Origin of the sequence: Thauera sp. GDN1 (assembly GCF_029223545.1) — a bacterium.
In the GTDB taxonomy this organism is placed as follows: domain Bacteria; phylum Pseudomonadota; class Gammaproteobacteria; order Burkholderiales; family Rhodocyclaceae; genus Thauera.
Map to the genome: position 1 here is coordinate 2,033,699 of NZ_CP097870.1, position 25,891 is coordinate 2,059,589.

General features: G+C 67.7%; 27 protein-coding genes. 18 read left to right on the top strand and 9 right to left on the bottom strand.

Annotated elements, in window-relative coordinates; genetic code table 11:
- The first annotated feature begins 5 nt into the window (after nucleotides 1-5).
- Together fabF and CKCBHOJB_RS09305 are read left to right on the top strand one after the other, a co-directional pair.
- Nucleotides 6-1,241, top strand: a complete 1,236-nt coding sequence (gene fabF, locus CKCBHOJB_RS09300; protein WP_281048406.1) for a beta-ketoacyl-ACP synthase II — start codon at nucleotides 6-8, stop codon at nucleotides 1,239-1,241.
- A 66-nt stretch (nucleotides 1,242-1,307) separates the two neighbouring features.
- Nucleotides 1,308-1,808: a hypothetical protein gene (locus CKCBHOJB_RS09305; protein WP_281048407.1), complete on the top strand. Its 501-nt coding sequence runs from the start codon at nucleotides 1,308-1,310 to the stop codon at nucleotides 1,806-1,808.
- Between the two features lie 51 nt (nucleotides 1,809-1,859).
- Here CKCBHOJB_RS09305 and nadB read toward each other — a convergent pair whose 3' ends face one another.
- Nucleotides 1,860-3,458 (bottom strand): L-aspartate oxidase, encoded by a 1,599-nt coding sequence (nadB, locus tag CKCBHOJB_RS09310; protein WP_281048408.1) that lies wholly within the window; start codon nucleotides 3,456-3,458, stop codon nucleotides 1,860-1,862.
- Between the two features lie 182 nt (nucleotides 3,459-3,640).
- Here nadB and rpoE point away from each other — a divergent pair, with 182 nt between their 5' ends.
- The 16 genes from rpoE (at nucleotide 3,641) to uvrC (ending at nucleotide 17,904) form a co-directional block, all read left to right on the top strand.
- Nucleotides 3,641-4,240 carry an RNA polymerase sigma factor RpoE gene (gene rpoE, locus CKCBHOJB_RS09315; protein WP_281048409.1) on the top strand — a complete coding sequence of 200 codons (600 nt, stop codon included), beginning with the start codon at nucleotides 3,641-3,643 and terminating at the stop codon, nucleotides 4,238-4,240.
- A gap of 9 nt (nucleotides 4,241-4,249) precedes the next feature.
- Complete coding sequence (locus tag CKCBHOJB_RS09320; protein ID WP_281048410.1) at nucleotides 4,250-4,792, top strand: sigma-E factor negative regulatory protein; 543 nt, start codon at nucleotides 4,250-4,252, stop codon at nucleotides 4,790-4,792.
- Nucleotides 4,789-5,757, top strand: a complete 969-nt coding sequence (locus tag CKCBHOJB_RS09325) for a MucB/RseB C-terminal domain-containing protein (RefSeq protein WP_281048411.1) — start codon at nucleotides 4,789-4,791, stop codon at nucleotides 5,755-5,757. Before CKCBHOJB_RS09320 ends, CKCBHOJB_RS09325 begins: the two co-directional genes overlap by 4 nt.
- Entirely contained in the window at nucleotides 5,757-6,224 is a 468-nt protein-coding gene (locus CKCBHOJB_RS09330) for a SoxR reducing system RseC family protein (RefSeq protein WP_281048412.1), read from the top strand. The genes CKCBHOJB_RS09325 and CKCBHOJB_RS09330 overlap by 1 nt, the downstream gene beginning before the upstream one ends.
- Entirely contained in the window at nucleotides 6,221-7,678 is a 1,458-nt protein-coding gene (locus tag CKCBHOJB_RS09335; protein WP_281048413.1) for a DegQ family serine endoprotease, read from the top strand. The genes CKCBHOJB_RS09330 and CKCBHOJB_RS09335 overlap by 4 nt, the downstream gene beginning before the upstream one ends.
- Nucleotides 7,679-7,686: 8 nt before the next feature.
- Nucleotides 7,687-7,998, top strand: a complete 312-nt coding sequence (locus tag CKCBHOJB_RS09340; protein WP_348634836.1) for a glutaredoxin family protein — start codon at nucleotides 7,687-7,689, stop codon at nucleotides 7,996-7,998.
- 87 nt (nucleotides 7,999-8,085) lie between these two features.
- The gene (lepA, locus tag CKCBHOJB_RS09345; protein ID WP_281048414.1) at nucleotides 8,086-9,882 is read left to right on the top strand and encodes a translation elongation factor 4; all 1,797 of its coding nucleotides are present in this window, start codon (nucleotides 8,086-8,088) and stop codon (nucleotides 9,880-9,882) included.
- A gap of 48 nt (nucleotides 9,883-9,930) precedes the next feature.
- Nucleotides 9,931-10,719 (top strand): signal peptidase I, encoded by a 789-nt coding sequence (lepB, locus tag CKCBHOJB_RS09350; protein WP_281048415.1) that lies wholly within the window; start codon nucleotides 9,931-9,933, stop codon nucleotides 10,717-10,719.
- A 15-nt stretch (nucleotides 10,720-10,734) separates the two neighbouring features.
- Nucleotides 10,735-11,097, top strand: coding sequence for a DUF4845 domain-containing protein (locus CKCBHOJB_RS09355; protein ID WP_281048416.1), 363 nt, complete (start codon nucleotides 10,735-10,737; stop codon nucleotides 11,095-11,097).
- 4 nt (nucleotides 11,098-11,101) lie between these two features.
- Nucleotides 11,102-11,773 carry a ribonuclease III gene (gene rnc, locus CKCBHOJB_RS09360; RefSeq protein WP_281048417.1) on the top strand — a complete coding sequence of 224 codons (672 nt, stop codon included), beginning with the start codon at nucleotides 11,102-11,104 and terminating at the stop codon, nucleotides 11,771-11,773.
- 14 nt (nucleotides 11,774-11,787) lie between these two features.
- Nucleotides 11,788-12,711, top strand: coding sequence for a GTPase Era (gene era, locus CKCBHOJB_RS09365; RefSeq protein WP_281051667.1), 924 nt, complete (start codon nucleotides 11,788-11,790; stop codon nucleotides 12,709-12,711).
- A 15-nt stretch (nucleotides 12,712-12,726) separates the two neighbouring features.
- The gene (recO, locus tag CKCBHOJB_RS09370; protein WP_281048418.1) at nucleotides 12,727-13,497 is read left to right on the top strand and encodes a DNA repair protein RecO; all 771 of its coding nucleotides are present in this window, start codon (nucleotides 12,727-12,729) and stop codon (nucleotides 13,495-13,497) included.
- Nucleotides 13,497-14,249 carry a pyridoxine 5'-phosphate synthase gene (locus CKCBHOJB_RS09375; protein ID WP_281048419.1) on the top strand — a complete coding sequence of 251 codons (753 nt, stop codon included), beginning with the start codon at nucleotides 13,497-13,499 and terminating at the stop codon, nucleotides 14,247-14,249. The genes recO and CKCBHOJB_RS09375 overlap by 1 nt, the downstream gene beginning before the upstream one ends.
- Before the next feature lie 60 nt (nucleotides 14,250-14,309).
- Nucleotides 14,310-14,693 (top strand): holo-ACP synthase, encoded by a 384-nt coding sequence (gene acpS, locus CKCBHOJB_RS09380; protein WP_281048420.1) that lies wholly within the window; start codon nucleotides 14,310-14,312, stop codon nucleotides 14,691-14,693.
- A 63-nt stretch (nucleotides 14,694-14,756) separates the two neighbouring features.
- Complete coding sequence (gene nagZ, locus CKCBHOJB_RS09385) at nucleotides 14,757-15,902, top strand: beta-N-acetylhexosaminidase (RefSeq protein ID WP_281048421.1); 1,146 nt, start codon at nucleotides 14,757-14,759, stop codon at nucleotides 15,900-15,902.
- 184 nt (nucleotides 15,903-16,086) lie between these two features.
- Nucleotides 16,087-17,904, top strand: a complete 1,818-nt coding sequence (gene uvrC, locus CKCBHOJB_RS09390; RefSeq protein ID WP_281048422.1) for an excinuclease ABC subunit UvrC — start codon at nucleotides 16,087-16,089, stop codon at nucleotides 17,902-17,904.
- A 70-nt stretch (nucleotides 17,905-17,974) separates the two neighbouring features.
- On the opposite strand, the gene CKCBHOJB_RS09395 is transcribed toward uvrC, so the two are convergent.
- From CKCBHOJB_RS09395 to CKCBHOJB_RS09430, 8 genes are all read right to left on the bottom strand, one after another.
- Complete coding sequence (locus CKCBHOJB_RS09395; protein WP_281048423.1) at nucleotides 17,975-18,415, bottom strand: GatB/YqeY domain-containing protein; 441 nt, start codon at nucleotides 18,413-18,415, stop codon at nucleotides 17,975-17,977.
- Nucleotides 18,416-18,678: 263 nt separating this feature from the next.
- Nucleotides 18,679-19,017 carry a hypothetical protein gene (locus CKCBHOJB_RS09400; protein WP_281048424.1) on the bottom strand — a complete coding sequence of 113 codons (339 nt, stop codon included), beginning with the start codon at nucleotides 19,015-19,017 and terminating at the stop codon, nucleotides 18,679-18,681.
- Between the two features lie 13 nt (nucleotides 19,018-19,030).
- Nucleotides 19,031-20,413, bottom strand: coding sequence for an FAD/NAD(P)-binding oxidoreductase (locus CKCBHOJB_RS09405; RefSeq protein ID WP_281048425.1), 1,383 nt, complete (start codon nucleotides 20,411-20,413; stop codon nucleotides 19,031-19,033).
- A 267-nt stretch (nucleotides 20,414-20,680) separates the two neighbouring features.
- Nucleotides 20,681-21,556 carry an MBL fold metallo-hydrolase gene (locus CKCBHOJB_RS09410; RefSeq protein WP_348634837.1) on the bottom strand — a complete coding sequence of 292 codons (876 nt, stop codon included), beginning with the start codon at nucleotides 21,554-21,556 and terminating at the stop codon, nucleotides 20,681-20,683.
- 25 nt (nucleotides 21,557-21,581) lie between these two features.
- Entirely contained in the window at nucleotides 21,582-22,232 is a 651-nt protein-coding gene (locus CKCBHOJB_RS09415; RefSeq protein ID WP_281048426.1) for a hypothetical protein, read from the bottom strand.
- 238 nt (nucleotides 22,233-22,470) lie between these two features.
- Nucleotides 22,471-24,525, bottom strand: coding sequence for a TonB-dependent receptor (locus CKCBHOJB_RS09420; protein WP_281048427.1), 2,055 nt, complete (start codon nucleotides 24,523-24,525; stop codon nucleotides 22,471-22,473).
- A 110-nt stretch (nucleotides 24,526-24,635) separates the two neighbouring features.
- Nucleotides 24,636-25,100: a hypothetical protein gene (locus tag CKCBHOJB_RS09425; protein ID WP_281048428.1), complete on the bottom strand. Its 465-nt coding sequence runs from the start codon at nucleotides 25,098-25,100 to the stop codon at nucleotides 24,636-24,638.
- A gap of 58 nt (nucleotides 25,101-25,158) precedes the next feature.
- Nucleotides 25,159-25,575: a hypothetical protein gene (locus CKCBHOJB_RS09430; RefSeq protein ID WP_281048429.1), complete on the bottom strand. Its 417-nt coding sequence runs from the start codon at nucleotides 25,573-25,575 to the stop codon at nucleotides 25,159-25,161.
- Nucleotides 25,576-25,891: the final 316 nt, after the last annotated feature.

A 25,891-nucleotide genomic window follows, 5' to 3' on the forward strand; every position in this document is an offset into this window, starting at 1 on the left:
CGCCCGTGTCGCGTCGTAGAGTCGTCGTCACCGGTCTCGGCGTGATCTCGCCGGTCGGCAATACTGTTCCCGAAGCCTGGGAAAACCTGATCGCTGGCAAGAGCGGCATTGGTCCGATCACGCGTTTCGACGCAAGCAATTTCGCCGCCCGCATCGCCGGCGAGGTCAAGGGCTTCGACGTTGCCGAATACCTCTCCGCCAAGGAAGCGCGCCGCATGGATGTCTTCATCCACTACGGCATGGCGGCGGGCATCCAGGCCATCCGCGACTCCGGCATCGAAGTGACCGAAGCCAACGCCGACCGCATCGGCGTCAATATCGGCTCCGGCATCGGCGGCCTGCCGATGATCGAGGAAACGCACGACGATTTCCTCGGCGGCGGCCCGCGCAAGATTTCGCCCTTCTTCATTCCCGGCACGATCATCAACATGATCTCCGGCAACCTGTCGATCATGTTCGGCATGAAGGGCCCCAACCTGGCGGTGGTAACCGCCTGCACCACCGGACTCCATGCGATCGGTATGAGCGCGCGCATGATCGAATACGGCGATGCCGACGTGATGGTGTGCGGTGGCGCCGAGTCGACCGTCACCAACCTGGCCATCGGCGGCTTCGCGTCCGCCAAGGCGCTGTCCACCCGCAACGACGATCCGGCGACCGCCAGCCGTCCGTGGGACAAGGATCGCGACGGCTTCGTGCTCGGCGAGGGCGCCGGCGTGATGGTGATCGAGGAGTACGAGCACGCGGTCAGGCGCGGCGCCAAGATCTACGCCGAGCTGTCCGGCTTCGGCATGAGCGGCGACGCCTATCACATGACCGCCCCGAACACCGATGGCCCGCGGCGCAGCATGCTCAACGCGCTCAAGAACGCCGGCGTGAATCCGGATCAGGTGCATTACCTGAATGCCCACGGCACCTCCACGCCGCTCGGCGACAAGAACGAGACCGATGCGATCAAGCTCGCCTTCGGTGAGGACAACGCCCGCAAGCTGGTGGTGAACTCCACCAAGTCGATGACCGGGCACCTGCTCGGTGGCGCCGGCGGCCTTGAGTCGGTGTTCACCGTCCTCGCGGTGCACAACCAGATCTCGCCGCCGACGATCAACATCTTCGAACAGGATCCAGAGTGCGATCTGGACTACTGCGCCAACGTGGCGCGCGAGATGAAGATCGACGTGGCGCTGAAGAACAACTTCGGCTTCGGCGGTACCAACGGCACGCTGGTTTTCCGTCGCGTCTGATCCCGCTCTCCCGGGCGTGGCATGCGGTTTCCGGTTGAACTGAGGCTGCAGCCGTCCCGAATCCTGATGGCGTCGGTGCTGGTCGCGCATGTTGCGGCCGCACTGGCGCTTTTTCATGTCCCCGCGCTGCATGCGTTTGCCGCGGGCGATGAGGTGTCGCTCGCGCGCTCGCTGGGCGCGGTGCTGGCCTGGGCCGCGCTGGCGCTGTCGGCGCTGCGCGCGCTGCGCGCGGAGCAGGCCAAGGACGGCCTCATACTCTGGCTGGAGGAAGACGGGCTGGTCGAGGTGTTCGCCGCAGGCGCGGAACAGGGCGTCCTCTGCCGCATCCGTCCCCATTCGGCGGTCGTGCTGCCGCGGGCGGTATGGTTCAGCCTGCAGGTGCTGGAAAATATCTCAGGTGCGACAGCTGTTCGGGCGCGCGTTCCGGCCGGCATGATGCTGCTGGCGTCCAACGTGCAGCAACGCGATTTTCAAGAACCGCATGACGGAGACGACTGGCGCCGGCTGCGCATCTGGCTGCGCCACCGTGCCGACCGTGCTGCTGACGCGGCGGACCAGCCCGGCTGAGCGTTCAGGTCGGGCGCTCGCTGCCGGGCAGCGCGCGCCGCTCGCGATGGCTCAGCGTGCCTTCCCGCTCCTGGCCGGGGGGCGCAGGATGGTGTCGCGCGCGCGAACGAGGGTATCGGGGTAGTCGCTCGAATGGTGCAGGCCGCGGCTTTCCTTGCGCTTGAGCGCGCAGCGCACGATCAGGTCGGCGGTCACCACCAGGTTGCGCAGCTCGATGAGGTCGTTGCTGACCCGGAAGTTCGAGTAGAACTCGTGGATCTCGCGCGCCAGCAGGCGGATACGGTGCTGCGCACGGCGCAGGCGCTTGGTGGTGCGCACGATGCCGACGTAATCCCACATCGCCCGCCGCAGCTCGGCCCAGTTGTGCGAGATGACCACTTCCTCGTCGGCGTCGGTCACCCGGCTCTCGTCCCAGTCGGGCAGCACCGGGGCGGTCTGGCGCGGTTTGGCGAGGATGTCGCGCGCTGCGGCCTCGCCGAATACCAGGCACTCCAGCAGCGAGTTGCTCGCCAGGCGGTTGGCGCCGTGCAGGCCGGTGAAGGCCGATTCGCCCACCGAATAGAGTCCGGGCACGTCGGTGCGCGCGGCGAGGTCGGTGACGATGCCGCCGCAGGAATAGTGCGCCGCCGGCACCACCGGGATCGGCTCCCGGGTGATGTCGATGCCCAGTTCCAGGCAGCGCGCGTAGATGTTCGGGAAGTGGCCGCGCAGCCAGTCGGCAGGCTTGTGGCTGATGTCGAGGTAGACGCAGTCGAGGCCGCGCTTCTTCATCTCGAAGTCGATCGCGCGGGCGACGACGTCGCGTGGGGCGAGTTCCTCGCGCGGGTCGTGCTCGGGCATGAAGCGGGTGCCGTCAGGCAGCTTCAGCAGCCCGCCCTCGCCGCGGACGGCTTCGGAAATCAGGAAGGATTTGGCCTGCGGGTGGTAGAGGCAGGTCGGGTGGAACTGGATGAACTCCATGTTGCCGACCCGGCAGCCCGCCCGCCAGGCCATCGCCACGCCGTCGCCGGTCGCGACGTCTGGGTTGGTCGTATACAGATAGACCTTGCCGGTGCCACCGGTGGCGAGCACGGTGTTGCGCGCGGCGAAGGTGACGACCTTGTCGGCCTCGATGTCGAGCACGTAGGCGCCCAGGCAACCTGCGCCGGGCTGGCCGATCTTGTCGCCGATCACCAGATCGACCGCGATGTGGTGTTCGAAGATGTCGATGTTCGGGTGGTTGCGCACATGCTCGCCGAGCGTGGTCTGCACCGCGGCGCCGGTGGCGTCGGCGGCGTGGATGATGCGGCGATGCGAGTGTCCGCCTTCGCGGGTCAGGTGATACCCGAGCTGGGAGTCCGCCTCGCGGGTGAAGGGAACGCCACGGTCGATCAGCCATTCGATGGCGTGCTTTCCGTTCTCGACCACGAAGCGGGTCGATTCCGGATTGCACAGGCCGGCACCGGCGACGAAGGTGTCCTGGATGTGGGCTTCCACGCTGTCGGCGGTGTCGAGCACCGCCGCGATCCCTCCCTGCGCCCAGTTGCTCGCGCTGTCGGCGAGCTCGCGCTTGGTCACGAGGGCAACGCGCAGATGGTCGGCGAGGCGCAGCGCCATGGATTGGCCGGCCGTGCCGCTGCCAAGGATGAGTACGTCGTACTGTTTCAGCAAGATGTCGCCCTGACGTGTCGGAAGGAACGCGGGGGAATATAGCACGTCGTGACAGGGGCGCCCCCTGAACTATTTCAGGGGTCCCGTGTCTCTTGAGTGTCTTCGATTTCGGTCGTGGCTGCGGCCGGTCGCTTATAATCCGGGTGTCTTGATTTTTGAATATCCGGAAGAACCCAGATCCCATGAGCGATCGTGAAATCGATCAGCAACTCGTCGAGCGCGTCCAGCGCGGCGACAAGCAGGCATTCGGTCTGCTGGTATCCAAGTACCAGCGCAAGCTGAATCGCTTGCTATCCAGGCTGATCCGCGACTCCGCAGAAGTCGAGGACGTTGCGCAGGAGACCTTCATCAAGGCCTACCGCGCACTCGGTTCGTTCCGCGGAGATAGTGCGTTTTACACGTGGTTGTACCGTATCGGCATCAATACGGCGAAGAACTACCTTGTATCCCAAGGGCGCAGGGCGCCGACCTCGACCAGTTTCGATTCGGAAGAGGCGGAGACTTTCGAGGACGGCGATCAGTTGCGTGACATCAACACGCCAGAGCGCCTGATGATGACGCGACAGATCGGAGAAACCGTCGATGAAGCGATGGCTGCGCTGCCCGAGGAACTGAGAACCGCCATCATGTTGCGCGAACTCGAAGGCCTGAGCTACGAGGAGATCGCCAACATCATGGAATGCCCGATTGGCACGGTGCGTTCGCGGATCTTCCGTGCGCGCGAAGCGATTGCAGAACGTCTGCGGCCCTTGCTCGATACGGCCCCGGACAAACGTTGGTAGGTGGCAAGCATGAAGGACAAAGTGTCGGCGCTGCTCGACGGTGATCTCGACGAACAGGCAACGCGCATGGTCTTCGACGGCCTCAGGCGCGACCCGGACTTGAGGCGGGACTGGGAAGCCTACTGCCTGATCGGCGATGTGTTGCGCGGCGACCGTGAGGGTTCGGACGATTTCGTCTCCCGCGTGATGGCCAATCTGGATGCCGAGCCGACGGTGCTCGCGCCGCGCGCCGCGCCGGCCTCGGCGACGCGGCAAGTGTGGCAGTCCCTGATGCCGATCGCTGCATCGGTCATGGGGGTCGCTGCGGTCGGTCTGGTCGCGGCCACGCTGTACAAGCAGGAGGCCCCGGCGCCGCAGGTGCTGGCTGGGGCGCCCGCAGTGAAGGTGGTGAGCGCCACCGCGCCGGTGCGCCCGGTCGCCCAGCCGGGCAACGAGGATGTCCTGCGCGAATACGTGTTCGCCCACCAGGGCCTGTCGCGCGGTGGTCCACTGCCGGCGGGCGTGCAGTACGTTCGCACGGTGTCTGATCAGCGTCAGGGTATCGGCCGATGAGGTTTTTCGCTGCAGCGCTGGGGCTCTGTGCCTTGCTGGCGCAGGGCCCTGCCTTTGCCGAAGTGCCTTCCGATCCCCTGTCCTGGCTTGGCCGGATCTCCTCGGCCGGGCAGCGGCTCAATTACGTGGGCACCTTCGTCTATCAGTCGGGCGGGCATGTCGAGACCTCGCGCATCGCGCATCGGGTCGATGCCAGCGGCGAGCACGAGCGGCTGGAAGTGCTCGACGGCAGCCCGCGCGAGGTGATCCGGCGCGGCAATGAAGTGCAGTGCGTGCTGCCGGACGAACGTACCGTCATCATCGACGAAGCGGGTGGCCGAAGGGCTTTCCCGGCGCGCCTGCCGGCATCGCTGAGCGGCCTGGCCGAGAGCTATCGCATCCGCAAGGGCGGTATCAGCCGGGTCGCGGGCTTCGAGGCGCAGGAACTGGTGCTGGAGCCGAAGGACGATCTCCGCTATGGCCATACGTTGTGGGCCGAAATGCAGACCGGCCTGCTGCTCAAAGCGCGGATGATGGACGAGAAGGGCGGCCTGATCGAGCAGTTCAGCTTCAGCGACGTGCGCATCGGCGGCGACGTCGACGCCGAACTGCTGGAGTCGCGCTTCGAGCCCGGCGAGGGCTGGCGCGTGGTGAATGCGCGCGGCAGTGCCATGCCCGAGGATGACGTGGGCTGGGTGCTGGCCGAGCCGCTCCCCGGCTACAGCCTGAGTTCGGTGATGCGCCGGCCGCTGGGGCGCGAGCGCGGCCAGGCGGTGCACATGGTGTTCAGCGACGGGCTGGCGGCGATCTCGGTGTTCATCGAGCCGGTGGGCAAGGGCTCGGCGATCGGGCTGGGGCCGGTCTCGAACGGCGCGATCAACATCTTCAAGCGCACGGTGAACGGCCACCTGGTCACCGCGCTCGGTGAGGCGCCGGAGCGCGCGGTACGCCTGATCGGCGACAACATCCGCGCGGTGGAGCGGTGATGCAGGCGCGCGCGCGCATCCTGCGGGTCGAGAACGATGTGGCCTGGCTCGAACTTGCGGATGTCGCCGGCGGATGCGGGCGTTGCGATGAACCGGGCGGCTGCCGCTCGATGCAGCTTGCCCATGCCTTCGGCGGAGCGGAGAAGGTCTTCGCCTTGCCGCTGAGCTTTCCGGTCAAGCCCGGCGATCAGGTCGTGATCAGCATTCCGGACGGAGCGCCGCTGACCGCGGCACTCGCGGCGTATGGGCTGGCCACCGTGCTGCTGCTGGCGGGGGCGGCGGTCGGCAGCCTGCTGGGCGGCGACGGGCGGGCGGATCTCTACGGCCTCGTCGGCGGGGTCGCGGGTCTTGCCCTGGCGTGGTCGATCAACAGGGCGCTCCCGCGCAGCCGCAACTGGCGGCATCGCCTGCGCATGGAACTCGCGCCCGAGGGCGCATGCGTGCAATCACTTCAAACCCTTCGATGATTTCCTCCCTGACGGCCCGGCGCGTGCCCGCGAGTGCTTACCTGATCGCCCTGGTCGGCTTGCTGTGGGCATGCGTGATCGCGTCCGCTGCCCATGCCGCCACGGTGACGCTCCCCGACTTCACCGAGCTGGCCGAGCGTCAGGGAAGGGCGGTGGTGAACATCAGCGCCTCCCAGGCGCGCCGGACACCGGCGCGGCAACCGTTCCAGATTCCGGAGCTGGACGAGTCGGACCCGATGTTCGACTTCTTCCGCAAGTTCATCCCGCGCACCCCCGAGTATCCGGGGCCGGATCCGGATGACCAGTCGCTGGGTTCGGGCTTCATCATCAGCGCGGACGGCTACATCCTGACCAATGCGCACGTGGTCGAGGAGGCTGACGAGATCAAGGTCCGCCTGGCCGACAAGCGCGAGTTCGACGCGGTGGTGATCGGTGCCGACGCGCGCAGCGACGTCGCCCTGATCCGCATCGAGGCCAGCGGGCTGCCGCATGTCGTGCTGGGCAATCCCGAGGCGCTGAAGGTGGGCGAATGGGTGCTGGCGATCGGTTCGCCCTTCGGCTTCGAGCAATCGGTGACGGCAGGCATCGTCAGCGCCATGGGGCGCAGTCTCCCGGACGAGAATTTCGTACCATTCATCCAGACCGATGTCGCCATCAATCCGGGCAACTCGGGCGGGCCGCTGTTCAACCTGCGGGGCGAGGTGATCGGCATCAACTCGCAGATCTACAGTCGCACCGGCGGATTCATGGGGCTGTCGTTCGCGATCCCGATCGACGTCGCGATGGACGTGCAGCAGCAGTTGCGCATCAAGGGCCGGGTCGAGCGCGGCCGGATCGGCGTCGCGATCCAGGAGGTCACGCGCGACCTCGCCGACAGCTTCGGCCTGCCGCGCGCGGCGGGGGCGCTGGTGAGTTCGGTCGAGGCCGACGGTCCGGCGGCGCAGGCGGGCATCGAGCAGGGCGACGTGATCGTGCGCTTCAACGACCGTGCGGTGGAGAATTCCGCCGACCTGCCGCGCATCGTCGCCGCCGCGCAGCCGGGCTCCCGGGTCGCGGTGGAGATCTACCGCGGCGGCGCAGTACGCAAGCTGAGCGTAGCCGTCGGCGAGTGGCAGGATCCGGAGGCCGAACCGGAGGCGAGCCGCGCGGTCGGTGCCGCCGCAGCATCGAACCGGCTGGGCCTGGAACTCGCGCTGCCCACCCCGGCGCAGCGCCGGGAGCGCGGCGTCGAGCGCGGCCTGGTGGTGCAGCGTGCCGATGGCGCCGCCGCTCGCGCCGAGATCGTGCCGGGCGACATCGTGCTGGCGATTGTGGTCGGTGGCCGGCAGCTCATGCTCGACAAGGTCGAGGATTTCGAGCGCATCGCTGTGGAGCTCGCGCCGGGACAACAGGTGACGCTGCTGGTCCGCCGTGCCGATGCCACGTCCTACGTCAGCTTGCGGGCGGCCAAGTGAGCGGCGAAATGAGCGGCAAGACGACGAGCGACGGAACGCGCGCGAAGTGCGAAGCCGGTGCCGGAAAGCGCTTCACGGTGATGAGCCGGGAGTGGTGCCACCTGTGCCACGACCTGGTCGAGGCGCTGCAGCCGATCGCCGCCGAACACGGCTGGGAGATCGAGGTCGTCGATGTCGACCTGCATCCCGAGCTGGAAGCGCGCTGGGACGAACTGGTGCCCGTGCTGCTGCATGGCGATCAGGAACTATGCCACTACCACCTCGACGAAGCGGCCGTGCGCGCTTATTGCAGTGGTTTTCCGCTAGAATCACGGGCTTGACGCAGATGGGGTGGTCTGGCCACCCCTGGCTCCGAACCCCCGAACTCTTTCCGAAACGGGTGCTGCAAGGCACCCTTTTCGTTTCGCATGAATCACATCCGAAACTTCTCCATCATTGCCCACATCGACCACGGTAAATCGACCCTGGCCGACCGACTCATCCACTTCTGCGGCGGCCTGTCCGAGCGCGAGATGGAGGAGCAGGTGCTCGACTCGATGGACATCGAGCGCGAGCGCGGCATCACGATCAAGGCGCAGACCGCGGCCCTGCACTACAAGGCGAAGGATGGGCAGGTCTACAACCTGAACCTGATCGACACCCCGGGACACGTCGACTTCTCCTACGAGGTCAGCCGCTCGCTGGCCGCCTGCGAGGGCGCGCTGCTGGTGGTCGACGCCTCGCAGGGCGTCGAGGCGCAGACCGTGGCCAACTGCTACACCGCGCTCGACCTCGACGTCGAGGTGGTGCCGGTGCTGAACAAGATCGACCTGCCTGCAGCCGACCCCGACAACGCCCGTGGCGAGATCGAGGACGTGATCGGCGTCGATGCCTCCGAGGCCATCCTGTGCTCGGCCAAGACCGGCCTGGGCGTCGAGGACGTGCTCGAGGCCATCGTTGCCCGTATCCCGCCGCCCAAGGGCGAGCCCGAAGGGCCGCTGAAGGCGCTGATCATCGACTCGTGGTTCGACAACTACGTCGGCGTGGTGATGCTGGTGCGCGTGGTCGATGGGGTGCTCAAGCCCAAGGACCGCATCCTGCTGATGTCGAACGGCCTGCAGTATCCGTGCGACCAGGTCGGTGTGTTCACGCCGCGCTCGGTGGCGCGCGAGCAACTGCGTGCGGGCGAGGTGGGCTTCATCATCGCCGGCATCAAGGAAATCGAAGCCGCCAAGGTGGGCGACACGGTGACGCTCGCCAACCGCCCCGCGGCCGAGGCGCTGCCTGGCTTCAAGGAAATCAAGCCGCAGGTGTTCGCCGGCCTGTATCCGGTCGAATCCTCCGAGTACGACCAGCTCCGCGACTCGCTCGAGAAGCTGCGCCTGAACGACGCCTCGCTGCAGTTCGAGCCGGAAGTCTCGCAGGCGCTGGGCTTCGGCTTCCGCTGCGGCTTCCTCGGCCTGCTTCACATGGACATCGTGCAGGAGCGCCTGGAGCGCGAGTTCGACATGGACCTGATCACCACCGCGCCGACGGTGGTGTACGAGGTCGTGCTCAACGACGGCTCGATCATCCGCATCGAGAACCCGGCCAAGCTGCCCGACCCCGGCAAGTACCAGGAGATCCGCGAGCCGATCATCACCGCGACCATCTTCCTGCCGCAGGACTATGTCGGCCCGGTGATCACGCTGTGCAACCAGAAGCGTGGCAGCCAGATCGACATGCGCTACCACGGCCGCCAGGTGCAGCTGATCTACGAGCTGCCGATGAACGAAGTGGTGATGGACTTCTTCGACAAGCTCAAGTCGGTGTCCCGCGGCTATGCCTCGCTGGACTACGACTTCAAGGAATACCGCACGGCCGATCTGGTCAAGCTCGACCTGATGGTGGGCGGCGAGAAGGTCGATGCGCTGTCGGTGATCGTGCACCGCGCCAGCGCGCAGTACCGCGGCCGCGAGCTGGCGAGCAAACTGCGCGGGCTGATCCCGCGCCAGATGTTCGACGTGCCGGTGCAGGCGGCGATCGGTGCGCACATCATCGCCCGCGAGACGATCAAGGCGCTGCGCAAGAACGTGCTCGCCAAGTGCTACGGCGGCGACATCTCGCGCAAGAAGAAGCTGCTCGAGAAGCAGAAGGAAGGCAAGAAGCGCATGAAGCAGGTCGGCAACGTCGAGATCCCGCAGGAAGCCTTCCTCGCCGTGCTGCGCACCGACGAAGGCAAGTGATCGAACCCGCCGGCCCGCTGTGAGGGGCCGGCCGACGACGGATACCGCATGAATTTCGCCCTGACCCTGTTCCTGCTGCTGATCGCCACCGGCGTGCTGTGGTTCTACGACCGCTTTCACGCGCGCAAGCTGCGCCCGGCCGGTGCGCCCAGTCCGTGGTGGGTGGAGTACGGCGCGAGCTTCTTTCCGGTCATCCTGATCGTGTTCGGCCTGCGCTCCTTCGTCGTCGAGCCGTTCAAGATCCCCTCCGGCTCGATGATCCCGACCCTGCTCGTGGGCGACTTCATCCTGGTCAACAAGTGGACCTACGGCATCCGCCTGCCGGTGATCAACGCCAAGATCATCGACGTCAATGACCCCCAGCGCGGCGACGTGATGGTGTTCCGCTACCCGGCGGACCCGTCGATGGACTACATCAAGCGCGTGGTCGGCCTGCCGGGTGATCGCGTCGAGTACATCGACAAGCGCCTCACCATCAACGGCCAGTCGGTGCCGATCGCGGAAGCGGGCACCTACCTGCACCCCGACCGCCTGTATTACTCGCCGCAATTCACCGAGAAGCTCGGCGAGGTCGAGCACTCGGTGCTGATCGAGCGCGACGCGCCGGCCTTCGTGCCGCAGGTGCTGAATTTCCCCCAGCGTGAAAACTGCACTTACACCCACTCCGGCGTGAGCTGTACGGTGCCCGACGGGCATTACTTCGTCCTCGGCGACAATCGCGACGCGAGCAGCGACAGCCGGGTGTGGGGATTCGTGCCCGAAGAGAACATCGTCGGTCGCGCCTTCTTCATCTGGTTCAACTTCGGCGACATGAAGCGGATCGGCGGCTTTCACTGAGATCGGGGGACACGCATGCGCATCAAATCCCAACGCGGCCTGAGCCTGCTCGGCGTACTCGTCGTCGGCGCCCTGGCGGCATTCGTGCTGGTCGTCGGTTTTCGGACCGTGCCGGTGATCAACGAATACATGTCGGTCAAGCGCATCATCGGCATCCTGGCCGAAGAGGCGGACAACGGGACCCCGGTGCTGGAGCTGCGCCGCAGCTTCGATCGCCGCGGTCAGATCGACGACGTCTCGAGCGTGAAGGGGGCGGATCTGGTCATCGACCGCACGGGCACGCGGACGGTGATCGAGGTCGAGTACAGCCGCAGCGTGCCACTGATCGCCAACGTCAGCCTGCTCTTCGACCTGCACCCGAGCACCGAGCAACGCTGACCCGATGACGGTCGACCAGCTCCAGACCCGGATCGGGCACGTCTTCATCGACGCGCGCCTGCTGCAGGAGGCTTTGACGCACCGCAGCTTCGGCCAGCCGAACAACGAGCGCTTCGAGTTTCTCGGCGACTCCATCCTCAACTGCGTGATGTCGATCGCGCTCTTCGAGCGCTTCGGCGAACTGCGCGAGGGCGAGCTGTCGCGGGTGCGCGCCTCGCTGGTGCGGCAGGATGCCCTGCACCGCATCGCGCTCGGGCTCGAGCTCGGCGACTGCCTGCGGCTGGGCGAGGGCGAGCTGAAATCCGGCGGCAGCCGGCGACCCTCGATCCTGGCCGATGCGCTGGAGGCGGTGTTCGCCGCGGTCTTCCTCGATGCCGGCTTCGGCGCCGCGAAGGCGGTCATCGACCGTCTCTACGTGCCGCTGCTCGCCGAGGTCGATCCACGCAAGCCGAGCAAGGATCCCAAGACCGCCTTGCAGGAGTGGCTGCAGGGGCGCAGGATGCCGGTGCCGACCTACACCATGGTGCAGGCGCTGGGCGAAGCCCATGCGCAGGAATTCGAGGTCGCCTGCGACATCCCCAAACTCGGCGTGCGCACGCTGGGGCGCGGCCCCAGCCGGCGGATCGCGGAACAGCAGTCGGCCGAGCTCGCGCTCGCCGCAGTGAGAAAGAAATGAGCGAAATCCCTTCCATGCCCGAACACGACGACGTGCCGGGCAGCGAGCACGAGGCGGACGGCTTCCGCGCCGGCTTCGTCGCCATCGTCGGCCGCCCCAACGTCGGCAAGTCCACGCTGCTCAACCGCCTGATCGGGCAGAAGATCAGCATCGTCTCCAGCAAGGCGCAGACCACTCGCCACCGCGTCACCGGCATCCTCACCGAGCCGGGCGTGCAGTTCGTGTTCGTCGACACCCCGGGCTTCCAGACGCATCACCGCAACGCGCTCAACCGCTCGATGAACCGCACCGTATCGCAGGTGCTGGCCGACGTCGACCTGGTGTTCTTCGTCATCGAGGCCGGCCGCTTCACCGACGACGATCGCAAGGTGCTGGCGGTGATTCCCGAGTCTTCGAAGCTCATCCTGGTGATCAACAAGGTCGACCAGTTGAAGGACAAGTCGCGCCTGCTGCCCTTCATCGACCAGGTGCGCCAGGTGCGCGACTTCACCGAGATCGTGCCCTTGTCGGCGGAGAAGGGGCGCAACGTCGAGGAACTGGTCAAGGCCGCCACCCCGCTGCTGCCGGTCGCCGCGCCGATGTTCGAGGAAGACGAGATCACCGACCGCAGCGAGCGTTTCCTCGCCTCCGAATTCCTGCGCGAGAAGCTCTTCCGCCTGCTCGGCGACGAGCTGCCCTACGGCATCGCGGTCGAGATCGAGAAGTTCGAGGTCGAGGGCAACCTGCGCCGCATCCATGCCGCGGTGATCGTCGACAAGCCGGGCCACAAGTCGATGGTGATCGGCAAGGGCGGCGAGAAGTTGAAACGCATCTCCTCCGAGGCCCGCGTCGAGCTCGAGAAGCTCTTCGACGGCAAGGTCTTCCTCGAGGTCTGGGTCAAGGTCAAGAGCGGCTGGGCAGACGACGAGCGCGCGCTGAAGAGCCTCGGCTACGAGTAATCCGGACGCCGGGTCATGGCGGGAGCCAAGCAGCGCGTCGAGCAGCAGCCCGCATGGGTGCTGCACACCTATCCCTGGCGCGAGACCAGCCTGATCGTCGAGGTGTTCTCGCGCGACCACGGCCGGGTCGCCTTGGTCGCCAAGGGCGCGCGCCGTCCGCATTCGCAGCTGCGCGGCGTGCTGATGGCCTTCCAGCCGCTGTGGATGGACTGGTCGGGCGGCGGCGAGGTCAAGACCCTGGTGCGCGCCGAGTGGCAGGGCGGCCAGCCGCTGCTGACCGGGCGCGCGCTGATCTGCGGCTACTACCTCAACGAACTGCTGGTGCGCCTGACCGCGCGCGAGGACGCCCATCCGCGCCTCTTCGATGCCTACGCCGGGGCGGTGCGCGCACTCGGTCGCGGCGAGCCCGAGTCGCCCATCCTGCGCCGCTTCGAACTCGCCCTGCTGCAGGATCTCGGCTACGAGGCCGGACTCGATCATGAGGCGGACAGCGGCCAGCCGGTGCGGCCCGACGGGCGCTACCTTTATATAATCGAACGCGGCCCGGTCAGGCTGGAAACGCTGGAAGATGAAATGGCGGGGCAGGGCGTCGCGGCCGATGCGGTCGCGCTCGGCGACCAGCCCCTCGTGTCCGGCCAGACCCTGCTTGACATGGCGGCCGACGACTTCGCGCGCGCGGAGACGCTGGCCCAGTCCAAGCAGTTGCTGCGCATGCTGATCAACCACACCCTGGGCGGCCAGCCCTTGCAGTCGCGCCGGGTGCTCAAGGAACTGCAGGAGCTCTGATGATCGAACTCGGCGTCAACATCGACCACGTCGCCACGCTGCGCCAGGCGCGCCGCACCTGGGAGCCCGATCCGGTGTGGGCCGCGGTGGAGGCCCACCTCGGTGGCGCCGACGGCATCACCATCCACCTGCGCGAGGACCGCCGCCACATCGGCGACGAGGACGTGCGCCGGCTGGCCGAGCTCACCCAGGTCAAGCTCAACCTCGAGATGGCGGCCACCGACGAGATGGTCGCGATCGCCTGCCGCACCAGGCCGCAGATGGCGATGCTGGTGCCCGAGGGCCGCCACGAGATCACCACCGAGGGCGGGCTCGACGTGCTGTCGCAGGAGGCGCGCCTGCAGGACGTGATCGCCCGCCTGGCCGACGCCGGTATCGTCACCAGCGTGTTCATCGACGCCGAGCCCGCACAGATCGAAGCCGCCGCCCGCATCGGCGCGCGCGTGTGCGAGATCCACACCGGCCCCTACGCCCACGCCTTTCACGCCGCCGGCCGCGACGCCGAGGCGCCGGCGGTGCTCGCCGAGCTGGACAAGATCCGCACGGCGGGTGAAGTGGTGCGCAGCCTGGGCATGCGCTTCAACGCCGGCCACGCGCTCAACTACTACAACGTCGAACCGATCGCCCGCCTGCACGGCATCCGCGAGCTGCACATCGGGCACTCGATCGTCAGCCGTGCGGTCTTCGTCGGCCTGCGCGCGGCGGTGGCCGAGATGAAGCGCCTGATGCGCGAAGCGGTGCAGGCGGCCTGAGCAGCGCGGGCACGGAACGCAGGCGATGAGCGGCGGCCAGGGAGCGGGGCAGGGCGAGGCATGATCCACGGCATCGGCACGGATCTCGTGCAACTGCGGCGCATGCGCGAGGCGCTCGAGCGTCACGGCGAGCGCTTCGCGCTGCGCATCCTGGCGGCGAGCGAGGTCGAGGGCTGGCGTGCCCATCGCGACCAGGCGCGTTTCCTCGCCAAGCGCTTCGCCGCCAAGGAAGCCTTCGGCAAGGCCCTCGGTACGGGCGTCGCCGTGCCGGCCACGCTGCACGCGGTTGCCGTCGGCCACGACGCGCGCGGCAAGCCCGAATACCACTATGACGAGCGTCTCGCGGCGCACATGCGCGACAACGGGCTGCGCGCCCACCTCAGCATCAGCGACGAGGACGAGCACATCGTCGCGTTCGCACTGATCGAGCGCTGTGGTGATTAGCGGCTTCATTCGCCGCGAAAATTGCGGTGATTCAACGCTCGTTCTGAAAGCGAGATCTCCAACATGAACCCAAGCACCAAGCGCCCCCGCGGCCCCGTCATGATCGATGTCGCCGGCACCGCGCTGACCGACGAGGAGCGCGAGCGCCTGCTCGACCCGCTGGTCGGCGGCGTGATCCTGTTCGCGCGCAACTTCACCGGCTCCGATCAACTCCGCGCGCTCACGGCCGACATCCGTGCGCTGCGCGATCCGGCGCTGATCATCGCGGTCGACCACGAAGGCGGTAGGGTGCAGCGCTTCCGCACCGACGGCTTCACCCGCCTGCCGTCGATGCGCAGCCTGGGCACGCTGTGGGAGCAGGATCACCTCGCCGCGCTCGACGTGGCGCGTGCCACCGGCTTCGTGCTCGCTTCTGAACTGCGCGCGCACGGCGTCGACCTCAGCTTCGCCCCGGTGCTGGATCTCGACTACGGCTGCTGCCGCGCGATCGGCAACCGCGCCTTCCACCGCGACCCGCAGACCGTCGCCGCACTCGCCCAGGCACTGGTCGCCGGCATGGCGGAGGCGGGCATGGGCGCGGTCGGCAAGCACTTCCCCGGTCACGGCTTCGTCGAGGCCGACTCGCACCACGACGTGCCGGTGGATGAACGCGACTTCGACACCGTGTGGAACGAGGACATCGCCCCCTACCGCCACCGTCTCGGCCGCCAGCTCGCCGGGGTGATGCCCGCGCACGTGATCTACCCCAACGCCGACCCCAGCTCCGAGCCCCAGCCCGCCGGCTTCTCGCCCTTCTGGCTCAAGGACGTGCTGCGCGACCGCCTCGGCTTCCAGGGCGTGATCTTCAGCGACGACCTCAACATGGAAGGCGCCCGCGTCGCCGGCGACATCGTTGGTCGTGCGAAAGCCGCGTACGCCGCCGGCTGCGACATGCTGCTGGTGTGCAACCGCCCGGACCTCGCCGTCGAACTGCTCGACCGCTGGGCGCCCGCGCCCGATCCGGACAATCTCGCAAGGCTCGCCGCGATCGTGCCTTCCGCCCCGCAGCCAGCCTGGCTCGCCGACCCCTTCGCGCTCGAACTCCATGCCGCCTATGTCCACGCCCGCGACCGCGTCGCCGCCATCCCCGACGACAGCAGCGCCGCACCCACCATGACCGCCGCCACCATCGGCGAGCAGCGCACCGAGGTCCTCCATAAGCACGGATAATCGACAGGACGTTTCCTACGGACCGTGGAGCATGAACTGCGCTGGAGTGGATGCGGGGCGTTCCTGGAATGGGCGAGGACTGTCTGAGTGAGCGTAGCGAGCGAGTTCCGCAGCCCATGGAAGGAATGCCCCGTGTCCGCTCGGAGGCATAGATGGTTTCAAGCCCTATTCTGCATCATCACTCATGACCGATCCGACGTCCTCTAACGCCTTCGACCCCAAGCCCTTCCTGCGCACCCTCACCGAGGAGCCCGGCGTCTATCGCATGATCGGCGCCGACGACAAGGTGCTCTACGTCGGCAAGGCCAAGAATCTCAAGCGCCGGGTGTCCAGCTACTTCCAGAAGACCGTCTCCAGCCCGCGCATCGCGATGATGGTCGCCCAGGTGCTGCGTGTGGACATCACCGCCACGCGTTCCGAGGCCGAGGCCCTGATCCTCGAGAACAACCTCATCAAGAGCCTGGCGCCGCGCTACAACATCCTGTTCCGCGACGACAAGACCTACCCCTACATCGAGCTCTCCGCCGACGAATTCCCGCGCCTGGCCTACCACCGCGGCGCCTTCACCAAGGGCGCGCGCTACTTCGGACCGTTTCCGAACGCCTGGGCGGTGCGCGAGAGCATCCACCTGCTGCAGAAGACCTTCCAGCTGCGCACCTGCGAGAACACCGTCTTCGCCAACCGCTCGCGCCCCTGCCTGCTGCACCAGATCAAGCGCTGCACCGCGCCCTGCGTCGGCCTGGTCGAACCCGCGGCCTACGCCGCCGACGTCAGGCTCGCCACCCGCTTCCTCGACGGCCAGGCCAGCGAGGTCATCGACGATCTCACGAACCGCATGCAGGCGGCCGCCGAGCGCCTCGCCTTCGAGGAGGCCGCTGCCTGCCGCGATCAGGTACGGGTGCTGCAGGCCGTGCTGCACAAGCAGTTCGTCGACAGCCGCAAGGACGAGGACGTCGACATCCTCGCGGCGATCGAGGCCGACGGCCTCACCTGCGTGAACATCGCCATGGTGCGCGGCGGCCGCCACCTCGGCGACCGTCCGCAGTTCCCCAGCGGCGCGGCGGTTTCGGGGGCGATGGACAGCCTGCTCGCCTTCGTCGAGCAGCACTACAGCCAGCACCCGATCCCGGCACGCATCCTGGTGAACCTGCCGCCCGAAGCGGTCAGGGAGACGCTCGCCGAGATCACCGAGCGCCCGCCGGGCGTGGTGTCGCCGCGCTTCGAGGCGGAAAAGGCGTGGATGGAGATGGCCGAGAAGAACGCCCGCCTCGCCATCCAGGCGCGCGCGCGCGACACCGGCCGCATCGAGCAGCGCCTGGAGGCCCTGCGCGAGGCGCTCGGCATGGACGATGCGCCGCAACGCATCGAGTGCTTCGACATCAGCCACACCATGGGCGAGGCCACGGTGGCCTCCTGCGTGGTGTGCGAGGCCGGGGCGATGAAGCGCGCCGAGTATCGGCGCTACAACATCACCGGCATCACCCCGGGCGACGACTTCGCCGCGATGCGCCAGGCGCTCGAGCGGCGCTACGGCAAGGTCGCGGCCGGCGAGGGCGTATGCCCCGACCTGATCCTGATCGACGGCGGCAAGGGCCAGGTCAGCGCGGCGCGCGAGATCCTCGCCGAGGTCGGCCTGGAATCTGTGGCGATGGTGGGCGTGGCGAAAGGCGAAGGGCGCAAGGCGGGGCTGGAGACCCTGATCTTCCCAGACGGTCGCGAGGGCCTGGCGCTCGGCGGCGAGTCGGCGGCGCTGCACCTGATCGTCGAGATCCGCGACGAGGCCCACCGCTTCGCCATCACCGGTCACCGGGCCAAGCGCGGCAAGGCGCGGGTGGGCTCCAAGCTCGAGGACATCCCCGGCGTCGGCCCCTCACGCCGCCGCAACCTGTTGGCCGCCTTCGGCGGGCTGGACGGCGTGCGCGAGGCGACGGTGGAGGACCTGTGCCGGGTCGAGGGGGTCAGCCGCAAGCTCGCCGAGCAAATCCACGCCGCGCTGCGCTGAAACGCCGGCAGTTCGCGGGCAAGCCCGCCCCCACGGGGGGGCGGAGAGCGATCGCGCCCCCCAGCTTCGCTCAGCCGGCGAGCGCTTCCTTCACCCAGGCGTTGGCCTGCTTGGCGTCGAAGCTGCTGCCGTACTTTGCCTTCAGCGCGCCCATGACGGCGCCCATCTGCTTGGGCGAGCGCTCGGCCAGGCCGGCGACGGTCTCGGCGATGAAGGCCTTCACCTCGGCCTCGCTCGCCATCGGCGGCAGGTAGGACGTCAGGATCGTCGATTCCTGCGCCAGCACGGCGAGGCGGTCGGCGTCCTTGATCACCGCCACGGCTTCCTGGTTGTTCTTCAGGAACTTGCGGATCGTCTGCTGGACCTCGTCGTCGGTGCTCTCGCGGTTGCCGGCATTCTTGCCCACCATCTCGGCCTCGGCGATCAGCGTGGACAGCAGGGTGGCGCGCACGCCGTCGGCGGCCTTGCGGGCAAGCAGGGAATCCTTCTTCAGTTGGGCGAGCAGGCTCATCGGGGTCTCCGGTGGGATCGGGCTGGGGAGGCGTGCGATGCGGGCCTCCGCGCCGGTGTTCAAGGGGGCGTGTGACACGCCGGTCAGGGGCGGAGTCTACCGCAGCCGACGCTGACGGAGCGCGCCCATCGCGGCTTGCGTCGCCCGCGTAGCTACACCGTTGGCGGCGGCAGGCGCCCTGGGGCGCGATGGGGCACGGCCCCCGGGTGACCGGAGAACGGTCGCGGCGCCGCGATGGACGCAGCGACGCCTGATGGTGCAGCTCAGCCGGCGCGGCGCATCATCGCGGCGAGGGGCCAGACGAGCGCTGCGGCGACACCGCCGAAGCCGGCGGCATAGAGGAAGAGATTGCCCCAGTCCACCCAGTAGCCCATGTTGGCGAAGGAGGACTTGGTCATTGCGGGGGTGATGAAGAAGGTGATGGCGGTCACCACCACGAAGATCACCAGTGCCGGCTTCAGCGCCTTGCCCCAGCCCGCGTTGCCGCGGCTCGCCGCGAGGCCCATCAACGCCACCCACAGCACCGCGGTGCCGACCACCGCCGGCAAGTACTGCAGGGCGAGTTCGAAAAGGATGTTCAGGGTCAGCCAGATCTCGTACATGTCGTTTCCTCCCTCAGACCCGGCCCTTGGCCACCGCCATGTAGGCGGGCTTGAGCAGGCGGTATTTCATGACCCAGGCGAAGTAGCTGTCCTGCAGCGGATCGATCATCGGCAGCGAGGGGATGAGGCGGTTCTCGTAGTCGAACTCGACCAGCAGCGCGGCGCCCTCGCGCAGCAGCAGCGGGCACGAGGTGTAGCCGTCGAACTTCTGCGTGGGCTCGCGGCCGGCGATGACGTCGAGCAGGTTGTTCACCACCAGCGGGGTGCTCTTCTTCACCGTCGCCGCGGTCTTGCCCTTGGGCGTGCCGTTGATGTCGCCGATCCCGAACACGTTGGGGAAGCGGCGGTGGCGCAGGGTCTCCTTGTCCACCTCGAGCCAGCCGCCCGCGGCAAAGCCGCCTTCCTTCCACGACAGCGGGCTGTTCTTCACCACGTCGGGCGCACGCATCGGCGGCACGACGTGGATGAAGTCGTAGTCGAGCGCGCTGCGTTCGCCCTCGGGACTGGCGAAGGTGGCGCGGCGGGCGCCGATGTCGATCGCCACCAGCTTGCTGTTGAAGGTGACCGGCACGCCCAGCTTCTCCCAGCGTGCGAGCACCTCCTGGTTGATGCGTGGCACGCTGAAGATGTTGTCGAGCGCCGAGTGGAACTCCACCTGCGACCGCTCGCGCGTGCCCGCCTGGCGGAGGCGGTCCACGACCATGAAGGTCATCTTCAGCGGCGCGCCGGCGCACTTGAGCGGCGTCGCGGGCAGGGTCATCAGCGCCTTGCCGCCTTTCTGGCGGTACGCGTCCATCGCCCGCCAGGTGGCTTCGGCGGCCTGCGGGCTCGGATAGACGCAACCCAGGCCGTTGCTGCCGATGGCCGCGACGTCCATGCCCTCGATCTGGCCGAAGTCGATCTGCAGGCCGGTGGCGACGATCAGGTAGTCGTATTCGATGCGACGCCCGCTGTCGGTGACGACCGCGTTGGCCTCGGGATCGAACTCGGCGACCATTTCCCTGACCCACTCCACGCCCCCGGGGATCAGGTCGGCATTGCGGTCGCTGACCTTCTCGACCGGCCATATCCCGGTGGCGACCAGGGTGTAGCCGGGCTGGTAGTTGTGGATCTCCTTGCGGTCCACGATCGTGATCCGGGCGCCGTCGAGCTCGCGTGCGAGCCGGCTGGCCGCGGCAAGTCCACCCAGGCCGCTGCCGGCGATGACGATGCGCGCGGAGGTCTTCAGTGCCGCCCGCGCGGGCGCTGCACCGACCGTCAGGCTGGTGCCGGCGACGACCGGCAGCACGGAAGCCCCGAACAGCAGGCGGCGGCGTCCGGCGTCCACCGACGATACGGCCGGGGCGAGCGGCGCGGTCGAGGGCGATGCGGCGGGGTGTTCAGGCATGTGCGACATGTTCGTCTCCTTCCCGGGGTGGGTGCGGTGCTCGATTCACGGCCTCTGCATTTGTGCTCTTTGTTAAATCATATGAGCACTTTCTGAAATAGCCATAAGCTCGACTGGGCTTTGTGACCGTGGTCACAAAGCCCAGCGGGATAGGGGAAGCTCATCCGGTAAAGCGTGCGATTCCGGTCGTCAGGGCTTCGTCTCGCCGTGCCCAGACTGCCCGCGAGATCTGGTTGGCAAAGTCTTGGCTGGTCGCGACCTCGCAGGGCGCCGCTCTTACAGCAGGTCGATCGGGATCTTCAGGTAACGGACGCCGTTGTCCTCCGCCGGCGGCAGATTGCCGGCACGCACATTGACCTGGATCGCCGGCAGGATCAGCGTCGGCATGGCGAGCGTGCGGTCGCGCGCGGTGCGCATGGCTACGAAGTCGGCCTCGGCCACCCCGTCATGGACGTGGATGTTCTTCGCCCGCTGCTCGGCCACCGTGGTTTCCCACACCGGCGCGCGGTCGTCGGGCGGATAGTCGTGGCACAGGTGCAGGCGTGTCTCGGGCGGTAGCGATAGCAGCTTGCGGATCGAGCGGAACAGCGTGGCCGCGTCCCCGCCGGGGAAGTCGCAGCGCGCGGTGCCGTAGTCGGGCATGAACAGGGTGTCGCCGACGAAGGCGTCCTGGCCGACGACGTAGGTCAGGCAGGCCGGCGTGTGGCCGGGCGTATGCATCACCTCGACCTCGAGCTCGCCGATGCGGAAGCGCTCGCCGTCCTCGAACAGGTGGTCGAACTCGGCGCCATCGCTGTTCATGTCCCTGGCGTTGAAGACGTCCTTGAACACGGCCTGCACCTGGCGGATGTGCACGCCGATGGCGATCCTGCCGCCGAGCTGTCGCTTCAGATAGGGCGCAGCCGACAGGTGGTCGGCGTGGGCGTGGGTCTCGAGCACCCAGTCCACGTGCAGCCCCGCTTGACGCACGTAGGCGATGACTGCGTCGGCGGAGGCGCGCGAGGTGCGCCCCGACTTTGGATCGTAGTCGAGCACGCTGTCGATGATCGCGGCGCGCGCCGTCGCGGGGTCGGACACGACGTGGGTGACGGTATTGGTGGCCGCGTCGAAGAAGGACCGGATGTCTGCCTGGGGCATGGGGGCGCTGCTCATGTCGGCTCGTGGCGGGGTGCAGCGCTCACTCGGGTACGCAGATCTGTTTTCGGCTGGCGGCGAGCAGGGTCTTGAAGGCCAGCAGCGCGACGACGCCGCTCAGTACCGCGAGCATCAGCCATGATAGTCCCGCGTAGAACACCTGGCCGCTGCGGGCACTCATCTCGAAGGTGGCGATCGGCACGATGATGTTGCCCACGACCGGGATGAACCAGGCCGGGTTGGCGTGCTTGATGTCGTAGTGGGTGTGATGGATCCAGCTGCTCATGGCGAACAGCGTGAAAATGAGATGCACCGCGGCACCGATGCCCCACATCCATCGCGCGCCGGCCGGGGCATCCTGCGCCCAGCCGATCGACAGCAGCAGCAGGCCGATGGAGATGGCGGGGAAGAAGTTCAGGCGTATCGGATGGGCGCGGTCGGCCTTCACCGCCTCGGGGTGTCGCAGCAGCTTGGCGCCGTACATCAGCAGCAGGAACAGGTACAGCGCGCTCGCCAGCCAGCGCAGCGCGACGCCGATCTCGACCGGCACGCCGCCGGTGTGATGGGCCTTGAGCCAGGCGATAGTGAGGCCCGCAATGCCCATCACGGTGGAGAACAGGGCGACCGGGAAATGCGCCAGCCGTACGTGATGCGACGTCGTAGCGGTCGAGGTGGCGGAAGCGTTGGCGTGCATGCGTCGTCCTTGCCGAGAGGGCCTATCAATGGGAGTGAGCGCAGCAAACTACGTGCCATCGCCGGGCAATGTCCAGAGTGCCGAATAAAGTTAAATAAAATCAGTGGAAAGGAAGTACTCTTCGGTGATCCTCAGTCCTGCCTCGACGGGTTGTGCGCTGCCATGCGTCACCGACTGTGGCATTCATGTCAGCTCGCGAGTGGCGGCGCGACCTTGATCATCCGCCACTCGCCCCTGCTCAGAACGCGAGCTTCACGCCGACCGTGAGGTTGCGGCCATCGAGCGGCGCAGCGTTCTTGATGAACGAGGTGTGCGCGTAGGCCAGCTGGTTGCCGAGGTTGTTGCCCTTGACGTAGAGCTGCCAGGGCGTGCCCTTGTAGAGGCCGCCGTAGCTCAGGCCGACACTGACCATGTTGTAGCCTGGCGTCTCAAGCTCGAACTCGGCGATATCGTCCTGGCGACCGACGCGATAGACCTCGGCCTCGGCACGCCAGGCGTTCCATTTGGCATCCAGCCGCAGGCCGACGCGATGTGCCGGGATGCGCGGCAGGTCGCGGTCGCCGTCGCCGGCCTCGAGCTTGGCGCGCACGTAGTCGCCGAACAGGGTCAGGCCGAAGGTGGCGTCGAGCTGCTGGCGGATGGCGCCCTCGATGCCGGTGAAGCTGGCGTCGCGCTGGGCGTACTCGATGAGCTGGAAGTCCTCGTAGGCGTCGAGCGTGCGGGCGTGGATGTAGTCGTCGATGCGGTTGTGGAACACGCTGACGGAGAAGGTGGTGGGACCGGCGAGCTTGCGCAGCGTCAGGTCGACGTTGTTGGCCGTTTCCGCCTTCAGCTCGGGGGTGCCGCGTTCCCAGGTGCTGGTCGCCATGTGCAGGCCGCGCGCATAGAGCTCCTCGGCCGTCGGCAGGCGCCGGGTGCGGGACAGCGTCATGCCCAGGCTGTACTGCGGGGCGAAGTCCCACACCGCGCCCAGCGACACGGAGTTGCCATGGTGGTTGCGGTCGCGCTGGGTGCTGCTGTCAACTTCGATGTCCTGCCATTCGTGACGCAGGCCGGCTTCGAAGCGCCAGTCGGCCAGGGTGTATTCCTCGATCACGAAGGCCGCGTGCTTGATCGTCACGGTGGGGGGCACATAGGCTTCGTCGCCATCGGCGTGGAAGTCGCGGCGGCCCGTCTGCAGGCCCATCACGCCGCGCCAGCCGCCGAGCGGCGCATGTTCGAGTTCGACGCGGGCATCGCTGGCCTTGCTGCGGAACCGGGTGCCGACGCTGTCGATCCCTTCGTCCTGCTCGATCTCGTCGTGGCCGTAATCGGTGTAGGACGCGCGCAGGCGGGCGCGGGTGAAGCCGGCGAAGGGCTCCAGCAGTTCGCCGCGCAGGTCCCAGCGTTCGCTGTCGAGCTTCACGTACGGGGTGGCGCCGTGTTCGTCGTGTTCATGCTCGTGCCCGTCTTCCTCGCCGTGGAGGCCGCAATGCAGACGGTCGCCGTCCGGGTGGCAGGCCTCGTATTCATCGCTGTGCCCGGGTAGCCCGTACTCGTTCTGTTGACGGGTATAGGCGAGGCCGAGATAGCCGCGTGCGCCCACCCATGACACGCCGAGGCTGCTGGTCTCGGTCTGGTTGTGGCTGCCGTCGACCCGGCTGTGGTCCCAGCCGCTGCCGACACGGTAGTCGCGCGCGTCGCGCTTGAGCCCTTCGGCGTGGAAGGCGAGGTTGCCGCTGCCCGCGGTGACTTCGAACGCGCCGGCGACGCCATTCGCGACACTGTCGGCGCGCAGTTCCACGCTGCCTTCGACCCCGCGTTCGGGGACCGCGGTGGGGACGCGCTTGTCGAGCACATTCACCACGCCGCCGATCGCGCCGCCGCCATAGGCCAGCGCGGACGGGCCGCGCAGCACCTCGATCTGTTCGCTCAGTATCGGTTCGAGCGCCACTGCGTGGTCGGGGCTGATCGTGGATGCGTCCATGATCTCGCTGCCGTCCGACAGCAGCTTGACGCGCGGACCATCCATGCCGCGGATGATGGGCCGGCTGGCGCCAGCGCCGAAGTGGCTGGCGGCGATGCCGGGTTCGCCGGCCAGCGTCTCGCCGAGCGTGGCGGCACGACGGCGCACGAGTTCGTCGCCGGCGAGCACGCTGACCGGGGTGCTCATCTGATCGCTGCCGAGCGCGAGCGCGCTGGCCGAGACCGTGACCGGGGCAAGCGCGGTGTCGTCCGCGTACGCGACGGCGGGCCCGAAAGCGAGGGCGAGGCTCAGCATGAGCGGGGTGGGGGTGGTTTGAAGCCTGGACATCGGTGTTCTTCCTTCGTGTTTGGTTTGCGCAAGGCAAGGGCCGTCCTTCGTCCGGGCAAGCGCACCGGGCGGGACGACGTCATGCATGCCGGGTCACGGACCCGACGGTTTCAGTGGGCGATGTGGCGAAGGGCCGATGAGGGCGGCGCGCGGCAGCGCGGCCGCAGTGGGCTGCAGGCCGACGCGGCCGGAGGGAGGGCGACGGGCGGGGACGCGGCGCCGTGGTCGTCGAAGCTGAAGGACTTCGGCGCGGCCGCAGGAAGATCGAGCGCGGCGAGCGCCAGGCATTCGAGGCAGACGGCGTCGGCCTGGCGCTCTTCTTCTGCGCCAGGCGACGCGCCGTTCGCCACCGTGTCCGCGAGGGCCTGGGTTGGCCCGCGGAGGTGGGACAGGGTGTGCGCGTGCACCTCGATCTGCAGAGCGAGCAGCGCGAGCACCAATACGAGCAGCAGCGCCCGGCCGGCATGCGCGTGACCATCGCGGATGCCGTGGGCGAGTCGGCGGGGGTGCGGAAGGGACAGGAGGAAAGCACGCGGCCCGGCGCGGGGCCGGGGCGCGGATGCGGCGCAGGACATCGCCGCATTCTAGGGTGAGGCGCCCTCTATAGCAACAAAGTTGCAATAGAGGGTTTGATCAGAATCCGATGACCTTGCGGTTCGTCTCCAGCAGGGCGGCGCCCATGTCGGCCGGCTTGGCCGGCTTGATGCCGTCCTTCAGGTCTTCGGGCTTCTTGCCGCTGTTGGGCAGGTAGAGCGCGCACACCGAGGCGGTGGCTCCCTTCTTCAGCGCGCCATCGAGCAACTGCGCCGGTGTCACGTTGTTGGGCTTGAGCGCTTCGCCGCCGGCACCCTTGAGTGCGAGGTCGCCGGCGTGATCGCACAGCAGGATGTCGACCTGTGCGCCCTGTTCCTGCATCTGGTTGGCCAGCACCATGGCCATGCCCTGGGTCATCGGACTCTGGGCGTTGAGGACCACGGTGACTTCGGGCTTGTCGGCGAGCGCTGCGGTGGAGCCGAGGGCAATGGCGAGGGCGAGGAGGGTTTTCTTCATGGTGGCGTCCTTCGGGAGTCGGTAGGCGGGAATGCAGCGCGTCGTCGCGATCGGCGTGCGGGATGGGAGGGGCTGTGTTGCAGCGCGTGGGGCGTGGTCGAAATCGGCCGTGACGCAGCTGACGCAATCGGCGTGCCATGTTGTAGCCATGTGCTACGGCGGGCGCGGCGCAAATCCGACTGCGGGCTGCCGCGCCGCGCTGCTGGCCAGTGCCGGGGTCGCCCGGGAGCCGGGTGATTCCGAATGGCTTGGACAAGGCCATTGACGAGCGTGCTGTCAGCACGACAGACTGCTGGCAGAACGTCCGCCATTGGTG

Bases quoted from the DNA above. Each gene is read 5' to 3' on its own strand.
- CKCBHOJB_RS09305 (WP_281048407.1), top strand. From the start codon at position 1,308: ATGGCGTCGGTGCTGGTCGCGCATGTTGCGGCCGCACTGGCGCTTTTT.
- rpoE (WP_281048409.1), top strand. From the start codon at position 3,641: ATGAGCGATCGTGAAATCGATCAGCAACTCGTCGAGCGCGTCCAGCGC.
- CKCBHOJB_RS09320 (WP_281048410.1), top strand. From the start codon at position 4,250: ATGAAGGACAAAGTGTCGGCGCTGCTCGACGGTGATCTCGACGAACAG.
- CKCBHOJB_RS09325 (WP_281048411.1), top strand. From the start codon at position 4,789: ATGAGGTTTTTCGCTGCAGCGCTGGGGCTCTGTGCCTTGCTGGCGCAG.
- CKCBHOJB_RS09330 (WP_281048412.1), top strand. From the start codon at position 5,757: ATGCAGGCGCGCGCGCGCATCCTGCGGGTCGAGAACGATGTGGCCTGG.
- CKCBHOJB_RS09335 (WP_281048413.1), top strand. From the start codon at position 6,221: ATGATTTCCTCCCTGACGGCCCGGCGCGTGCCCGCGAGTGCTTACCTG.
- CKCBHOJB_RS09340 (WP_348634836.1), top strand. From the start codon at position 7,687: ATGAGCGGCAAGACGACGAGCGACGGAACGCGCGCGAAGTGCGAAGCC.
- lepA (WP_281048414.1), top strand. From the start codon at position 8,086: ATGAATCACATCCGAAACTTCTCCATCATTGCCCACATCGACCACGGT.
- lepB (WP_281048415.1), top strand. From the start codon at position 9,931: ATGAATTTCGCCCTGACCCTGTTCCTGCTGCTGATCGCCACCGGCGTG.
- CKCBHOJB_RS09355 (WP_281048416.1), top strand. From the start codon at position 10,735: ATGCGCATCAAATCCCAACGCGGCCTGAGCCTGCTCGGCGTACTCGTC.
- rnc (WP_281048417.1), top strand. From the start codon at position 11,102: ATGACGGTCGACCAGCTCCAGACCCGGATCGGGCACGTCTTCATCGAC.
- era (WP_281051667.1), top strand. From the start codon at position 11,788: ATGCCCGAACACGACGACGTGCCGGGCAGCGAGCACGAGGCGGACGGC.
- recO (WP_281048418.1), top strand. From the start codon at position 12,727: ATGGCGGGAGCCAAGCAGCGCGTCGAGCAGCAGCCCGCATGGGTGCTG.
- CKCBHOJB_RS09375 (WP_281048419.1), top strand. From the start codon at position 13,497: ATGATCGAACTCGGCGTCAACATCGACCACGTCGCCACGCTGCGCCAG.
- acpS (WP_281048420.1), top strand. From the start codon at position 14,310: ATGATCCACGGCATCGGCACGGATCTCGTGCAACTGCGGCGCATGCGC.
- nagZ (WP_281048421.1), top strand. From the start codon at position 14,757: ATGAACCCAAGCACCAAGCGCCCCCGCGGCCCCGTCATGATCGATGTC.
- uvrC (WP_281048422.1), top strand. From the start codon at position 16,087: ATGACCGATCCGACGTCCTCTAACGCCTTCGACCCCAAGCCCTTCCTG.
- CKCBHOJB_RS09395 (WP_281048423.1), bottom strand. From the start codon at position 18,415: ATGAGCCTGCTCGCCCAACTGAAGAAGGATTCCCTGCTTGCCCGCAAG.
- CKCBHOJB_RS09400 (WP_281048424.1), bottom strand. From the start codon at position 19,017: ATGTACGAGATCTGGCTGACCCTGAACATCCTTTTCGAACTCGCCCTG.
- CKCBHOJB_RS09405 (WP_281048425.1), bottom strand. From the start codon at position 20,413: ATGTCGCACATGCCTGAACACCCCGCCGCATCGCCCTCGACCGCGCCG.
- CKCBHOJB_RS09410 (WP_348634837.1), bottom strand. From the start codon at position 21,556: ATGAGCAGCGCCCCCATGCCCCAGGCAGACATCCGGTCCTTCTTCGAC.
- CKCBHOJB_RS09415 (WP_281048426.1), bottom strand. From the start codon at position 22,232: ATGCACGCCAACGCTTCCGCCACCTCGACCGCTACGACGTCGCATCAC.
- CKCBHOJB_RS09420 (WP_281048427.1), bottom strand. From the start codon at position 24,525: ATGTCCAGGCTTCAAACCACCCCCACCCCGCTCATGCTGAGCCTCGCC.
- CKCBHOJB_RS09425 (WP_281048428.1), bottom strand. From the start codon at position 25,100: ATGTCCTGCGCCGCATCCGCGCCCCGGCCCCGCGCCGGGCCGCGTGCT.
- CKCBHOJB_RS09430 (WP_281048429.1), bottom strand. From the start codon at position 25,575: ATGAAGAAAACCCTCCTCGCCCTCGCCATTGCCCTCGGCTCCACCGCA.